The following is a 15198-nucleotide window of genomic DNA, read 5'->3' as shown; positions in this document are numbered from 1 at the left end:
CAAAGCGGTTCCGGGACTCGTTATCCTTGTTGGCATTCTGCTCGCTGTCGCGTGGCTTTCCGGCTGGTTCGAGGAGAAGATCCCACCTGGAGAGATCGAGACCGTCGGCGTCGAACTCCCGAGCGGCGCCAAGACGGCTGTCGTGGAGCGGGTGCTTGCGCCTCGGTCGAGTGGGCGAGCGGTGCCGTCGAGTCGGCGCGGCGGACGACCGTTGCGGCACGCATCCTGGCACGGATCGAGGACGTACACGTCGTGGCGGGCGACGAAGTCGCGAAGGGCGATATCCTGGTAACCCTTGACGCGCGCGACCTCATGGCCCGCGTGCAGCAGGCGCGCGAGGCGCTCAAGGCGGGCGAAGCCCAACGTGACCTCGCCCGCCAAGAGCTTACCCGCACTGAGCAGCTGCTGGAGCGTGGGGTTTCCACGCAACAACGTTTCGATCAAGCGGTGTCCAATCTGCGGGTTGCCGAGGCTCAGGTCGATCGCCTGAAGCAAGACCTCAACGAGGCGCAGACGGCTTTGTCCTTCACGGAGATTCTGGCTCCGGTCGCAGGTCGAGTGGTCGACCGGCTGGCGGAACCCGGTGATACTGCCACACCGGGCCAATCGCTTTTGCGGCTCTACGACCCCCTGGCGCTGCGCGTCGAGGCGCCGGTACGCGAGTCTTTGGCGTTGAACCTGAAGACCGGCGATGTCTTGCGGGTCGAGATACCGGCCCTTCAGGACACACTGTCGGGGCAAATTGACGAGATCGTCCCCTATGCCGAGCCTGGCGCACGCACGCTCCTCGTGAAGGTTCGCCTGCCGAGCGATACGGCCGCACTTGCTGGCATGTTTGCCCGCATAGCGGTTCCGGCAGGTGAACGCGCCCGGCTTCTTGTGCCTGCGGATGCTGTGAAGGGCATCGGCCAGCTGGAGTTCGTGACCGTGGCAAGCGACGGACAGATCGGCCAGCGTATGGTCACGACGGGACAACTCTCCGATGATGGCCGCAGGGAGGTTCTCAGTGGACTGAAGGAGGGAGAGCGCGTGGTGAGGTGAGCCGAGCTAGCGCGCTGGGGCCTTCCCGACATCCTTGGCTGACTGGTGAAGAGGGCCTTGTCACGTTATCGGCTCGCAGTCGCGGAGAATGTAGCAGGCCCCAGGCTTTGTGCGGCAGCCGATGCCGCCGCCCTGACCCGGCTGACATTCGGCGCCTCAGTCTACGTTGGGGTGCGTGCCCGCTCTGCAAGATTGGCGATACGTCCTGGGAGGCACGCCATAAGCTGCCCGAAACACTCGACCGAAATGCGTAAGGTCCGAAAACCCCCAGGAGTATGCAATCTCGCTCACGGAGCGTTCAGCGAGCGCTGCGTTTTCGAGGGCTTTTCTGCAGCGATCCAAGCGCATTGTCGCAAGTAACCGGCTGAGCGAGGTACCCTGCTCAGCGGCCAGTACGGCGTTGGCGTGCCGCACGCTCACGCCGGCTGCTGTTGCAATATCCGAGACTCTAAGACCGGGGTTCCTCATCAGTGACTCAACTGCGGACCGGATTCGTAGGACTAGCGAGGCTCGCGAGGACTTGCAGGGTGCCCCTGCCATCTCACAAACGGCGAGAGCCACGAGATCCAGGCATTGTCTCTCGACCATGTCCTCGGCAACCGGACTAAGCTGACCCTCATGCACGGTCATCGCGGTCAAGTATGACGATGCGAGACTGCCGTGCTCGGCACTGGACCGCGCACCAAGATCGGCGCGCCTTCCAATGCGCGCCTCAACTTCGGCGCGCGGCACGCTCAGGACCAAGAGATCCGAGTTGTCGGCCAAGGTACCGCTGTAGGGAATCATCGGATCGATCAAAGCAAAATGCCCTGAACGGAGAACGGCTTCCCGACCGTTCTGTTCTACTGCGAGGAGTCCGTGCGTCAGGCGGAACACGAACAGGTGATTCGGGGCCGTGTTGGCGATGTGTCGATCCTCGTGATTGAAGTTCACAGCGGAACACGACAACCGCCAGACGTCGAGGGAGCCGACCGATCCAGCTTCGAGATCGCCGGTGAAGCTGTGATGCTCCCTAGGAACGCTGTTGTGCGGTACGACGGCGTCGCATACGGCCGCCCGCCACCCCTCGAATCGGTCACGTGGGTGCACATCCTTTGTGCAAAAGACCGCTCTCACGACATCCGCCCTCCTGTTAAGCCGAAATAGTCAGCCTGCCAAGCCGAGAAGGATGGCGTGCGCATAGGAATATGACAAGTGTCAGCATATGGCTCCCAGCACAGGTGCTGCACATTGGACAGCGAATGGGTGGAAAATGAGCAAGCGATCAGCCTGTGAGACTGACGCCGTTGTCGGGCGCAACATCCGGGCCCGCCGGCTGGTCTTGAACATGTCGCAGACGGCCCTAGCCGATCAGCTTGGGCTGACATTTCAGCAAGTCCAAAAATATGAGAATGGCACGAACCGCATTGGAGCCAGCCGGCTCCTGCAAATCGCCCAGTTGCTCGCAGCTCCCATAGCAGCGCTGTTCGACGGCACGGAAAGCGACGGTGACAGCCAGTCCGCGCTCCCAGACTATCTTTCAAACGCCCAGGCGGTGCGTTTGGCTCGCGCCTTCGCCGATGTCGACGATACGGACGTTCGGCGTGCGATCGCGGATGTGGTCGAGAACATTGCGGAGAGGGAACGGCGAAAAGCCCGGAACAAGCAGTGATTGCAAGCCACGCTTAGTTCAGTCTGTCTGAAGACGGCTCCGACTGGTCATCGCCGTTGCTCCGCATCGCCGTGGATTCGACGAGCGCAATTTCCGCCTCTTCGAGGCGTTGAACGAAGGTGGTCAGTTGGTGCCGCCTGCCCTCCTCAATGGCGTAATCCAGCAACCGCAGCAGGGTCCTCCTAGGTGCGGCTGCCCTGGCTGTTGAGCCTGAAGCCGGCGCGCTACCGGCGTCACCATCCTTTGGCTCAAACCAATCGGCAGTCCCCTGTACTTTCGGAGCATCTTTGTCACGCCTGGCCACGTCTACGGTCTCCCTCTGGTTCTCTGATCCGCTCGCGCATGTTGCCCTCCTGCTGCCACAGATAGGCATAGAAGCAGTCGTACAAATCAAAACTTGTGCTGTTCCGTAGCGGCCCGCTGCTGCAATTCGTTTCGGTGCTGCATCGCTACGGCACACTGCTTACGGCGACCCAAAGTGAAACGAGCCCCGGTCGCTTGGGGCCGGGGCTCTCGGGGGATTCCAGCTTGAAAGGACAAACTGTCACGAAGACAACCTATAGATATGTCTCATGACAGAATTGCTACAGCTTAGGCCCTGTCTTGAGCCGCCCCTGAACCCCTGACCACTCGACAATAGGCGCGGCTGGATTCGACGCTATGGCCTCGATCCGTCGCTGGTTGGAGCGCGCGCCCTGCGATGGACGAAGGCAACCCTGTTCGATCGGAGGACCGGCATCCTCCTCGTGGCTCAATGGCTCCTTCGACACGCAAAAATTGAGAGCACCGTCAGACATTCTTGCGTCGAGGTGGACGACGCCTTGGCCATGCCCGAGGGGGCGGAGGTGCGAATACCACGGAAGAGCAGACGCGCCCCGCCCCACTTCCCGTCTCCCCTCCGTGTCCCTCAACGTATTATAATCCGCGAGATGCGACGCTGCTGGGAGAGTTGAGATGAGGACTTCGACGATCGCTTGGCTCGCCAGTGTGTGCGCAACCCTTCTTGCGACGGCTGGTCTTGTTCTTGCGACGGCTGGTCTTGCCGCCGAGCCGGAGCCCACTCAGGTCGCGAGAGTTCAAGCGGCGCTCGATACGTGGGTGGAGGCGCGCGCCCCGGCCGAAAAGGTCACGGGCATCGCGGCCTATATCAGTTTCGGCGCCACGGGACCGGCGATTGAAGCCTTCGCCGGTACGATCGGACGAGCCCCAGGCGCAAAGCCCGTCGACCAGGATACGCTCTACCAGATGGGGAGCACATCGAAGTCGTTCACCGCGGCTGTGATCCTCAATCTCGAAGCGGCGAACAAACTCTCCCTCGACGATACGGTCGGCAAATGGCTGCCAGAATATCCCGCATGGGGACACGTCACGGTTCGCCGCCTTCTCAACATGACGAGCGGCATTCCCAACTACTCCGAGACGGAGTGGATCTCCGAGGTGTGGGCGAGCGAGCCGACGCGCACGCTGACCCTGAAAGAGCTGGCCGACGCCGCTTATCCAAGCCCCACCAACCAACTGCCCGTGACAAAGGGCTATCACTACTCGAATACGAACTACGTTCTCGCAGGCATGATTGCCGAGAAGGCCGCCGGCACGCCATTTCGCGATCTCGTGCAGAAATACGTGATCGCGCCACATGGACTCACCTCGACGTTCTACGAACCGAGCCACTACCCGTCGTCGGTCCTTCAACGCCTGTCGCACGGCTATTTCGAAAACGGGGCCTGTGCCGAATATCAGCCCAGTTGCACGACGACCTGGAACGCACCGCTTATCGGGCGCGACGTACGCGAAGACAGCGTCTCGTGGATGCAGTCAGCCGGGGGCGGCGTGTCCAGTCCCCGCGACGTGGATCGCTGGATACGCGCGATCTTCGCGGGGAAGACCGTGCCGGCGGAGCAGCAGGCCGAGTGGACGAAGCTCGTTTCGATGAAAACCGGGGAGCCGATTGCGGATGTCTCGGCCGACGATCCCGGAGGCTTCGCACTCGGATTGGTCAAGAAAGTTCTCGGACCGCTCGGTGCACAATGGTTCTACGAGGGCGAAAGTCTGGGATACCGGACGCTGTATGTCTGGTTCGCCGACGAGAATTTGATGATCACGGTCCAGACCAACTCGCAACCGCCCGACGGCACCGACAAGCTCAGCGAGGCGGTTGGCGCGCTCTATCAGATCGTCGGTAAACGGGCGGCCAACTAAGTACCGAACTCACGCACTGTTTTGCATTCGCACGCCATGGCGGAGACGGATGGCTAGACGATGAGATCACGGTGTGTCGCTGAGAGGATTTCGGCGTCAGTGACACGACCCGCCAGCCAGGCGCCCATAGTGTCTCAATGCAATGAACACTGGAGCTTCGCAGCCGCAGATCTGGCCTTGAACCGTCGAGCCGTGCTCCGCCTGCGCCAAGGCAAGAACGGTGCAAGTGCGGTCCGGGTCGAGATTGGGTCTACCGCAAAAGCCACGACTTGCGTGGCTGTGCTGGCAGTCAGAGGCGAACGTGTCTCCCGAATTCCCTGTTATTCCCTCTGTCGGTCACAGTCACATTCGCTCGGCAAACACGCGTAAGTGCCCCGATCTCTGGGTGTTTCTGTCGACGCCAGATGCCGTTGGCTAAGGGCCTGCTCAATGCGTCCCGTGGCCAAATACAACTTGCACGTAGACCGGCCTCCACTCTCACTAAATGTATCACCGAGCTGATTCGCATTTGTGTGGCGTTGCGTAAGTGTCCGTTCCGACCGTTCAAATTGAGCTTCAGTCCCTGTCGTCTCTCACCTCCTATCCGGGCAATGCAAGACGGCACTCGAGGCGGCAGATCCGGCAAATCGCCGATAGCATCAGGCGCTTCGGCTTTACCAACCCGGTTCTGATCGGCGACGACGGGCAGATCATTGCTGGACATGGACGGGTGGCTGCCGCCAAGAAACTTGATCTCAAGGACGTTCCCACGTTGAGACTATCCCATCTGCCACCGGCAGAGAGACGTGCCTACGTGCTCGCCGACAACAAGCTCGCCCTGAACGCAGGCTGGGACAAAGAGACGTTGGCCATCGAGCTTCAGGCTCTCGTCGACATGGAATTCGATGTCACGCTGACAGGCTTCTCGCTCGCTGAGATCGACCTCTCATTGGACCAAGCGCACGAAGCATCGACGGACATGCCATCGCTCAGTCCGCCGTGATGGCTCCATAGACGGCCTCGCGATCGACCGCGTTCCTGATGGAATACAGCCTCTCGGGCTTTCTCAGCGCTCGGGCAGCGCAGGCGAGCGCGTTGAGTTGCTCACCGTTCTCCGTCTCAGGCAACAAGAGCAAGAAGACGATATCGACCGGCTGATCGTCGATCGCGTCGAAGTCAATGGCTTGGTGCAGGCGTGCGAGGAACCCGAATGGCAGCTTTAGCCCCGCGATGCGTGCGTGCGGTAGCGCGACACCGTTTCCGACGCCCGTGGAACCGAGTTCTTCACGTTTGGCGAGCTTCATCGCCACCTCGTCTGGATCGAGTCCTGCCCCCGCTGCCGCCTGAGCGGAAAGCTCTCGCAACAGCTGATGTTTATCGGCGGCACGTACGCCGAGAACGACATCGGTCGGCGCGAGAAAGTCCACGATCTGCATTGCTCCAGCCATCCGTCTGCTCTGTGTTGAAACGCCTGTGGGTATCCGCGGCTAAATAGGTGCCCTCAGCCGATAGCCCACGCCCGTCTCGGTCATGATGTAGTGTGGGCGCGCCGGATTCGGCTCAATCTTCTGCCTGAGTTGCCGCACGTAGACGCGCAAATATTGCGGGTCAATGGGCACGGACCAGAGCTCGTTCAGCAAGAACTTGTGCGTCAACACCTTGCCTGCGTGTTGCACCATCGCCCGGAGCAGGTCGTATTCTTTGGGCGTCAGTTTCACCTCCGTGCCGCAAACCTTCACAACGCGCCGGACGAGGTCCACCGACAGGCCGTCGACTTGGAAGACCGGTCGCTCCCCATGCGCCTGAAGTTGGTGCCGCAGGGCGGTCCGCATGCGCGCCAGCAACTCCTCCATGCCGAATGGCTTGGTGACATAGTCGTCGGCGCCAAGTCGAGCGCTTCGACCTTTGCCGTTTCGTCACCGCGGCTCGACAGAACGACGACCGGTAGATCCTCGCGCTGGGCGCGAATCGTCCGGAGCAAATCGAGCCCCTGCATGTCGGGAAGCCCGAGATCCAAGATCACCAGATCCGGCTTCTCTGCCATCAACTCCACGCCGCTTTGGCATTTGCGCGTCGAGGGTTTGATAGCCCTGGGTGCTCAATCCCGTGCGCAGTAACTTGCGGATTGGAGACTCATCATCAACGACCAAGACTTTGAGCGGGTTCGTGGTCATGCCGCGGTACCCAGGTGCTCTGTGGGCTCAGGCACCGGCATTGTGATGGTGAAGACGGCGCCTTGCGGGTCCGAACGATTCGAAGCCGTCAACGTCCCACCCATGGACTCGATAAAACCGCGAGAGATCGCCAAGCCCAGCCCTGTGCCAGCGCGAACCTGATCCATCTTCTCGGCGCGATGGAACTTCTCGAAGATCCGATCGATCTCCTCTGGAGGAATCCCCACCCCCTGATCGTATATCTGTAGCTTGACGACATTCTCATCGCACCACGCCTCGACAAGAACCGTGGTCCTTGGTGGGGCGTACTTCGCCGCATTGTCGAGAAGATTAAACAAGGCTTGCTCGAATAGGACAGGGTCGATGTCGAGCATGGGCAAGTCGTCGGCAATGTCGGTTTCAATATTGTGACCAGCAAGGACACCGCTTGCACGCTCCAGAGCCGTGGCGATGATCTCACCAACGTCGTGACGCGCCGTCCTCGGGCTTATCGCTCCGGACTCGAGCCGCGTCATGTCCAGAAGATTAGCGATGAACTTGTTGAGACGCTCCGATTCCTCGATCACCGTCTCGATCAGTTCGGCTCGCGCCTGATCATTCAGCTTGCTCGAGAATCCTTTCAGTGTTCCCGCGGCACCGACAATGGCCGCGAGCGGCGTCTTCAAGTCATGGGAGATGGAGGTCAGGAGCGCCGAACGAAGCCGATCCGCTTCCACCCGGCGCTCGGCCCGATCGAGGTCGTCGACAAGATGCACGCGCTCGATCGCAAGAGCGGCCTGATCGATGAGCGCATCGATCAATCGCCTTTGGTCGGGAGCGAGCAAGGGCCCCGGCTTGTCGCCGTCCAACCCCACGATACCGATGGCACCACGTCCGGTTCGCATGGGCAGGAACAATCGTTCGGCACCGGGTAGCGTATCCGAACCTCGCCCGGCAGGGCGATCGTGCTCCCAGGCCCATTTGGCGGCTGCGATGTCCGCCTCGTCGAGGACGTCTTCCGGGGGATATCCCGCCTTGACCGCGAGAACGCCATTCTCGGGCAGCAGCAGCACCACCCGCAATTTCAACATCATGGCGATCTGGTACACCGTCGCCCAAAGCACATCGTCCAGTGTGCCGACCCCGGAGAGCTTGCGGCTGAATGCGTACAGCGATTCCGTCGTGCGTGCGCGCGCCATTGCCGCGACGGCGAGAGCGCGCGCCCGTGCCGCCACATTGGACACGATGATGGCTACGACCGTGAAGAAGAGAACCGCGATGACTTCGTGCGGGTTCGAGATCTGGAACGTGTAGTACGGCTCGGTGAAGAAGAAATTGTAGCAAAGAGCCGACATGGCACTGGCAAAGAGGGATGGCCACAAGCCGAAGCGAACCGCAATGCCGACGACTGCCGTGAGAAAGACGAGATCGGTGTTGGGAAGCCCGATCCACGGCCACAGCATCTGACTGACCGCGACGGCCATGGCCACCGCGGCGAGCGCGTAGACGTAAGGCCACGGGGGCAACGGCTCCGATCGCTCGGCGGCATTGACGGTCCTCTTCGGGACGGCGTCTTGCCCGAGGTCGTGCCCCGCGATGACGTGCACACTGATATCGCCGGACCGCCGGACCAGATCGCCGACGATAGAACCGTGCAGAAGGGCGAACCACCAAGACCGGGTGGATTTGCCGACAATGATCTGAGTGATGTTGTTGGATCGGGAGAAGCCAAGCACGTCGTCGGCAACACTGCGGTGACCACCCGGAATGGTAACCGGTTCTCCGCCCAGTGCCTGCGCAAGACGAAGCGTATCCGCGACGCGATATCGCTCTTCCTCGCTCAGATGCAGACTGCGTCCCGTCTCGACGTAGAGCGCGCTCCATGTCGCGTGCAACCTGTCGGCCAGGCGTTTCGTATAACGGACCAGCCCGGCCGCGCGCGGATCCTCGTTGACACAGAGCAGCAGACGTTCGCCCGCGGCCCATGGCCCCGCGATGGCGCGTGCCCGCATCTCGGTGCGGAGTTGCTCGTCGACGCGCTCGGCAGTGCGGCGCAAGGCCAATTCGCGAAGGGCCGTCAGATTGGCCGGCGAGAAGAAGTGCTCCAGCGCACGCTCCGCCTGCTTGGGCACGTAGACCTTCCCCTCTCTCAGGCGCTGGATCAAATCATCGGGCGTAATGTCCACCAGTTCGATGGCGTCGGCGCGATCGAGGATTGAGTCGGGCACCGTCTCGCGAACCCGGACACCGGTAATTTGCGCGACGACATCGTTGAGGCTCTCAATGTGCTGGATGTTGAGGGTCGTGTAGACGTCGATGCCGTTGCTCAGGAGCTCCTCGACATCGAGATAGCGCTTGGGATGTCGGCTGCCCATGACATTCGTGTGCGCGAGCTCGTCGACCAGGGCAATCTTCGGCTTGCGGGCAAGGATGGCGTCTAGGTCCATCTCTTCGAACCACTGCCCTTTGTATTCGATACGCTGGCGTGGAACGACCTCCAGCCCCTCCAGCAAGGCCTCCGTCTCCTTGCGGCCATGGGTCTCTACACGCCGACGACGAGATCGTCACCATCCTTGGTTCGCGATCTCGCCTGCACAAGCATTTCGTAGGTCTTGCCGACGCCAGGCGCGGCCCCGATGAAGACCTTCAGTTTGCCGATGCGGCGCTCCTCCCGGTTCGCCTTTTCGAGAAGTGCGTCGGGAGACGGCCTGTCGTCGAGATTGTGCGGCTCTTCCGGCATTCACGCCCAGACCTTTCCGCGCTCAGAGGATCAACGAGCGTTTGCCGCCGGACCGGCCGGATCGCTCATGGCGCCTCCTTGGCTCGATCGAGCGCGAGATTGATTTCCAGAACATTGACGAGGCGGCCCAGTGTCAAGAACCCGCCCGGCGAGGAGGCGTGCATATCGATTATAGTCTGCACTTCCGGGAGAGGAAGCTGGCGCGCCTTGGCCACCCGCACGGCCTGATACCGGGCGGCGTCCACACTGATGTGCGGATCCAGCCCGGCGCCAGACGCCGCCGCCAACTCCGCCGGCAGCGGATTGTCCGCGGTGGCCCCATATTTGGTGACGATTTCCTTGGCGCGCACCGTGAGGTCGGCGCTGGCCGGCGATTTATTGCTCCCTCCAGCGCCCGCCCCGTCGTAGTCCACGGCGGACGGACGCGGCCAGAAGTACTTGGCCTCCGTAAAATCCTGCGCGACCAAGCGGCTGCCGATAACCGTCCCGTCAGACGCCGTAATCAGTGAACCCTGGGCCGTCCACGGGGTGAGGATATGGCCGACGCCCCAGATGACGGTCGCGTAGCCGGCCACGCAAATCAGCATGGTCGCGATGACGAGACGACAGCTAGTGAGAAGAGCATTCATGGGCTTGCCTCCAAGGCGATTTACCGCACCGCGTATGCGAAATGCTCCGCGACCGGGCCCAGCGTCCCCGCCGGAAAGAAGGTCAGAGCACCGACGATGAGGATCGTCAGAAGAAGCATGGCGGCGAAGGTGCCGTCGTCCACACCGAGGGTTCCCGCGGATTCGGCCGTGCGCCGCTTTGTCATGAGCGAGCCGACGATCGCGAGCGGAAGGATGATCGGAATGAAGCGCGCGAGCAGCATGATCGTCCCCGTCGAGACGTTTCCAGGGGACCGTGTCGTCGCCCAACCCCTCGAAGCCCGATCCGTGTTGGCGCTGGCCGAGCTGAACTCGTAAAGGACTTCGCTGAATCCGTGCGGCCCCGTATTGTTGAGTGCTTCGGTGCCCCAGGGCGTGGCGGCGAAGATCGCCGTGCCACCGAGAATGAAAAGACCGTGGGCGACCAGCGCCAAGATCGCCAGCCTGACCTCTCGCGATTCGACCCGCCAGCCGAGATATTCCGGCGAGCGGCCCACCATCATTCCGGCGATGAACACCGCGACGATGATGTACAGGAACATGTTGATCATGCCGACGCCCACGCCGCCGAAGGTGGCATTGAGCCACATGCCGACCATTGGCATGACGCCCGTGAGCGGGTTGAGGCTATCGTGCATGGCACCGACGGAGCCGTTGCTGGTCGAGGTGGTGAGCACCGCCCAAGTCGGGCCGGACGTGGCCCCGAAACGCATCTCCTTCCCCTCGAGGTTGCCGACATTCTGCGTGATGGGAAGGTCGGCGAAGGCCGCGGTGGGCGCGGACTCGAAATAGACGGCGCCGGTGATCTTGGCGAGCAGCAAGACCAGCATCACCCCGAATACGACCGCGGCGTGACGAAGGCGCCCCACGATCCGGCCGAACATCCACACGCACGCCATCGGGATCAGGACGATCGAGATCATCGACAGCGCATTCGTCCAGAAGTTCGGATTTTCCAGCGGATGCGTGCTGTTCGGCCCGAAGAAGCCGCCGCCGTTTGTCCCCAGCTGCTTGATCGTCAGGAATGCCGCCACCGGACCTCGGGCGATCACCTGTTCCGCCCCTTCCAGGGTCATGACATGCGCGGCCCCCTGGAAGGTCATCGGCATGCCGCCGATCAGCATCAGCGACGCGACGACCAGTGCAGCCGGCAAGAGCACGAGGAACGTGGCACGCTGGACGTCGACAAAGAAATTGCCCACGCTTTCCCGGCCGGCGAGGCCTCTCGCCAGCGCGGCCAGAGCGGCAATGCCCGTCGCCGCGGACACGAATTGCAACCACATGAGCGCGCCAAGCTGCGAAAAATAGCTCAGCGAGACTTCACCCGAATAGTGCTGGAGGTTCGTGTTGGAGGTGAAAGACGCCGCGGTGTTGAAGACGAGGCTGCCGTCGATCGCTCCCTTTCCGTCTGGGTTCAGGGGCAGATATTGCTGGAGCGCCAGGATTGAGAAGCTGACGATGAACATCACCACGTTGAAGATGAGCATGGTGACGACGTAGCGCTTCCAATCTTGCTGCACCCGCGCAATACGGCCGCCGGTCCATTGGAATGCCCCGGTGAACCGCGCCGCGACGCCGCCGGCCGGCGCCGGGTCCATCGCCCATCTCATGTAGCGGCCGAGCGGCCAGGACAGGGCAATCGCCGTGCCGACGATGAAGACAACGAAGAGAATGGCAGTGAGAGGCATGGATCACACTCCGGGACGAATGCTCTAGATGCGGTCGACCGCATCGGTCATCAGGTAAAGAAGCACGAAGATTCCGATTCCAAGCACGAGGTAGAGGATGGTCATCGAAGCCGGTCCTTCCGTCAGGCTAGGTGCAGGGCTGTCACGAGGACGTCGATGAGCTTGATGCCGATGAACGGCACGATGAGCCCACCAAGGCCGTAGATCAGCAGATTGCGGCGCAGAACCGCGGCGGCCCCCAACGGACGATAAGAGATGCCTCTTAGCGCCAGCGGTATAAGCGCGATAATGATCAGCGCGTTGAAGATGATGGCCGAGAGAATTGCGCTCTGGGGGGTGGCAAGCCCCATGACGTTCAGCGCGTCGAGTTGCGGATACAGAGCAATGAACATCGCCGGGATGATGGCGAAATACTTCGCCACATCGTTGGCGATAGAGAACGTCGTCAGAGCGCCCCGCGTCATCAGGAGCTGCTTTCCGATTTCGACGATCTCGATGAGCTTGGTCGGATTGGAGTCGAGGTCCACCATGTTCCCGGCCTCGCGCGCCGCTTGCGTTCCGGTGTTCATGGCCACACCGACATCCGATTGCGCCAGCGCCGGCGCATCGTTCGTGCCGTCGCCGCACATGGCGACGAGCTTGCCCTTGGCCTGCTCGGCGCGGATCAGCTTCAACTTGTCCTCGGGCGTCGCCTGGGCAAGAAAATCGTCGACTCCCGCCTCGGCGGCGATCGCGGCCGCCGTCATGGGGTTGTCACCGGTGATCATGATGGTGCGAATGCCCATGCGCCGCAGCTCCGCGAAGCGCTCGCGGATGCCGCCTTTGACGATGTCCTTCAGGTGAATCACGCCCAGCAGCTTGCCGTCCTTGGCGACCGCCAGCGGGGTTCCGCCCGACTTCGAGATCGATTCGGCGATTGCATCGATCTCGTGGCCGGCTTCGGTCAAACCGGTCGTCTTCTTGCGATTGCCCTGCGTGCCACTGGCATCGAGATGAACAAGCACCGCATCGACCGCGCCTTTGCGAATCCAGGAGCCGCCGATGTCAACGCCGCTCATCCTGGTTTGCGCGCTGAACGGGATGAACGTTGCGCCGAGTTCATGGATGTCGCGGCCGCGGATGCCGTACTTCTCCTTGGCGAGCACGACGATGGACCTTCCCTCGGGCGTCTCGTCGGCAAGAGAGGCGATCTGGGCAGCGTCGGCCAGTTCCTGCTCTGAAGCGCCCTTCATGGGGATGAACTCCGCGGCCTCCCGGTTCCCGAGCGTAATCGTGCCGGTCTTGTCGAGGAGCAACGTGTCCACGTCGCCGGCCGCCTCCACTGCACGTCCCGACATGGCCAGCACGTTGAAGCGGACGAGCCGGTCCATGCCGGCGATGCCGATCGCCGACAAGAGCGCCCCGATGGTGGTGGGGATCAGCGCAACGAACAGCGCGGCGAGGACGAGGAGCGGAATCGTACCGCCAGCGTAGCTGGCGAAGCTCGGAATTGTCGCGACCACGATGAGGAAGATGAGCGTGAGACCGGCCAGCAGAACGGTGAGGCGCAATTTCGTTGGGTGTCTTCTGGCGCTCGGCGCCTCGACCAGCCTGATCATGCGGTCGAGGAAGGTCGTACCCGGCGCCGCGGTGATGCGTACCTTCAGCCAGTCGGACACGACCAGCGTGCCGCCCGTCACGGCGGATCTGTCGCCGCCGGCCTCGCGAACGACCGGGGCTGATTCTCCGGTGACCGCGGCTTCGTTCACGGAAGCCACGCCCTCGACGACCTCGCCGTCCGACGGAATCAAATCGCCCGCCTCCACCAACACGATCTGACCCAAACCGAGTTTGCTTGCCGGAGTCGGCACGGTCAGCTCCGTTTTCTCGTCGACAATCAGCTTGGCGATGGTTTCCTCGCGGGTCTGCCGAAGAGTCGACGCCTGTGCCTTGCCCCTGCCCTCGGCAACGGCTTCGGCGAAGTTGGCGAACAGTATCGTGAACCAGAGCCAGGCGACGATCTGCAGCGCAAAGCCGAGATCCTGACCGTCCCTCGCCAGTACGTCTTGCAGGAGAAAGACGGTACTCAGCGCGGCGACGATCTCGACCACGAACATCACGGGATTCTTGACGAGCGTTCGGGGATCGAGCTTGGCGAAGGCAGAGCCGACGGCAGGGACGATGATCTGCGGATCCGTCAAGGAAGCAACGGACATCCGCTTCCGCACATGGGAAGATTGCATGATCGTTTCCCTAGAAGTTCTCGGGACCGAGCAGGACGAAAGCGAGATAAAGCAGGAGACCGGCCGCAACGATGCCGGCGAGCCAGTGGTCAAAATCCATCGAGCTTGCCTCTTCGCGAGTTTCAGCCGCAACGTGCGACCGCTCGGAAGCTAGTCTCTGGTCTCATAGGATTTCGAGGTGGAAGGCGGATCGACGATATAGGAATGGTATAGGGACGTGCCGAAGCCCCGTTTTCACGGGAACTCAGCGCCAAACAGAGAGTGTCTGCCGCTGAATTGTTGACGATGAAGGCTCCGTCATCGACGTGGCCCCCGTCTTGGCCCTTTGGCCGGGCCGTGGAAGCGCCTCGCATCGGGCCGGAGAGACCCGCTCAGCGCTCCCTCAAAACAACTCCACCGCAAGGTGGCGGCGAAACTCCGGGCCTCGCAGCGCGTGTTTGTGAGATTTGGGAGAGAACCAGAGAGGCCACACTCAAGTGGCTGTGCTGGCAGTCAGCAGCGAACGTGTCTCTGCATTGCGTTTCCCTGATCTAGGGGAAAATACAGGGAAGTTCGGCTCTTCTTGCGCCACCCTGCCCTCCTGACACCGGTTTTTCCGTTTTGCATCAACAGGAAATAGTAAAATTCCCTAAGCTGCAGATCAGGGAATTTTTCAGACGAAACAGGGAATTCCGGAGCGGAAACAGGGACCTTAACTGCGAGAGCAGGCAAGTGGTACAGAGGACTCTGAGGCGGTCGGCTTAGGTCGGTCGCAGCCGCGCTCATCGTGTCCGCTCCTGAGAGCAGAGCGGCCCTCCCTGCTCCGCTCACCGATGTCCGCTTCTGACTGCCGATTCAACCGATCGCCGCAACACACTCGGCGAACTTCTCCGCTGGTG

The 15198-nt window shown here is 61.8% G+C and carries 10 protein-coding genes and 2 pseudogenes; 4 read left to right on the top strand and 8 right to left on the bottom strand.

Annotated features, from left to right (window positions below):
• The first annotated feature begins 51 nt into the window (after nucleotides 1–51).
• Nucleotides 52–1041, top strand: a complete 990-nt coding sequence (locus tag AUC68_RS13795; protein ID WP_158008323.1) for an efflux RND transporter periplasmic adaptor subunit — start codon at nucleotides 52–54, stop codon at nucleotides 1039–1041.
• A 156-nt stretch (nucleotides 1042–1197) separates the two neighbouring features.
• On the opposite strand, the gene AUC68_RS18815 is transcribed toward AUC68_RS13795, so the two are convergent.
• The gene (locus tag AUC68_RS18815; RefSeq protein WP_425283237.1) at nucleotides 1198–2130 is read right to left on the bottom strand and encodes a helix-turn-helix domain-containing protein; all 933 of its coding nucleotides are present in this window, start codon (nucleotides 2128–2130) and stop codon (nucleotides 1198–1200) included.
• A 163-nt stretch (nucleotides 2131–2293) separates the two neighbouring features.
• Here AUC68_RS18815 and AUC68_RS13785 point away from each other — a divergent pair, with 163 nt between their 5' ends.
• From AUC68_RS13785 to AUC68_RS13770, 3 genes are all read left to right on the top strand, one after another.
• Entirely contained in the window at nucleotides 2294–2692 is a 399-nt protein-coding gene (locus AUC68_RS13785; RefSeq protein WP_069438200.1) for a helix-turn-helix domain-containing protein, read from the top strand.
• Nucleotides 2693–3646: 954 nt separating this feature from the next.
• Nucleotides 3647–4891: a serine hydrolase domain-containing protein gene (locus AUC68_RS13775; protein WP_069438198.1), complete on the top strand. Its 1245-nt coding sequence runs from the start codon at nucleotides 3647–3649 to the stop codon at nucleotides 4889–4891.
• Nucleotides 4892–5417: 526 nt separating this feature from the next.
• The gene (locus AUC68_RS13770) at nucleotides 5418–5873 is read left to right on the top strand and encodes a ParB/Srx family N-terminal domain-containing protein (RefSeq protein ID WP_069438197.1); all 456 of its coding nucleotides are present in this window, start codon (nucleotides 5418–5420) and stop codon (nucleotides 5871–5873) included.
• Here the strand turns inward: AUC68_RS13770 and AUC68_RS13765 are convergent.
• From AUC68_RS13765 to AUC68_RS13735, 7 genes and pseudogenes are all read right to left on the bottom strand, one after another.
• Nucleotides 5860–6306, bottom strand: a complete 447-nt coding sequence (locus AUC68_RS13765; protein WP_069438196.1) for a PTS sugar transporter subunit IIA — start codon at nucleotides 6304–6306, stop codon at nucleotides 5860–5862. The genes AUC68_RS13770 and AUC68_RS13765 overlap by 14 nt on opposite strands.
• Before the next feature lie 51 nt (nucleotides 6307–6357).
• Nucleotides 6358–7044, bottom strand: a pseudogene (locus AUC68_RS13760) (response regulator).
• A pseudogene (locus tag AUC68_RS13755) lies at nucleotides 7041–9763 on the bottom strand (DUF4118 domain-containing protein). The pseudogenes AUC68_RS13760 and AUC68_RS13755 overlap by 4 nt, the downstream one beginning before the upstream one ends.
• 65 nt (nucleotides 9764–9828) lie before the next feature.
• Nucleotides 9829–10392: a potassium-transporting ATPase subunit C gene (locus AUC68_RS13750; RefSeq protein WP_069438195.1), complete on the bottom strand. Its 564-nt coding sequence runs from the start codon at nucleotides 10390–10392 to the stop codon at nucleotides 9829–9831.
• Nucleotides 10393–10412: 20 nt separating this feature from the next.
• A complete protein-coding gene (kdpA, locus tag AUC68_RS13745) occupies nucleotides 10413–12098 on the bottom strand; it encodes a potassium-transporting ATPase subunit KdpA (RefSeq protein WP_083240753.1) in 1686 nt (561 codons plus the stop codon).
• 122 nt (nucleotides 12099–12220) lie between these two features.
• Nucleotides 12221–14293 (bottom strand): potassium-transporting ATPase subunit KdpB, encoded by a 2073-nt coding sequence (gene kdpB / locus AUC68_RS13740; protein WP_244500535.1) that lies wholly within the window; start codon nucleotides 14291–14293, stop codon nucleotides 12221–12223.
• A gap of 37 nt (nucleotides 14294–14330) precedes the next feature.
• Complete coding sequence (locus AUC68_RS13735) at nucleotides 14331–14420, bottom strand: potassium-transporting ATPase subunit F (protein WP_069438193.1); 90 nt, start codon at nucleotides 14418–14420, stop codon at nucleotides 14331–14333.
• Nucleotides 14421–15198 lie beyond the last annotated feature (778 nt).

This window comes from Methyloceanibacter methanicus (genome assembly GCF_001723285.1).
Lineage (GTDB): Bacteria > Pseudomonadota > Alphaproteobacteria > Rhizobiales > Methyloligellaceae > Methyloceanibacter > Methyloceanibacter methanicus.
This window is presented reverse-complemented; position numbering and strand designations above follow the sequence as displayed.